The organism is Telluria sp. AZSoR62 (genome assembly GCF_058111565.1).
This window is the reverse complement of sequence record NZ_JBYTST010000616.1, coordinates 1-235: the sequence shown is the minus strand read 5'-3', so window position 1 is coordinate 235 and position 235 is coordinate 1. Positions and strand designations below refer to the sequence as shown.

The following is a 235-nucleotide window of genomic DNA, read 5'->3' as shown; positions in this document are numbered from 1 at the left end:
ATAACGCTGCTGGCGACGCTGAACCATCCCAGCCTCGTGACATTGTTCGATGTCGGCGTCGACGTGCGTATCCCGGATGAGCCCCGGCCGTTCCTGACGATGGAACTGGTCGAGGGACAGGATCTGCGCAGCCGGATCAGGCACAGTAAAGTCCCCCTGGACGAGCTCGCCGTCATAGGAGCCGGCATCGCTGACGCACTGGCTTATGTCCACCGCCTCGGCATCCTCCACCGCG

Annotated in this window: 1 protein-coding gene; it reads left to right on the top strand. The window is 63.4% G+C overall.

The features are described from left to right. Nucleotides 1–235, top strand: a 235-nt coding sequence (locus AC3XQU_RS24940) for a protein kinase domain-containing protein (RefSeq protein ID WP_489876770.1), incomplete at both ends; no start/stop codon positions are given.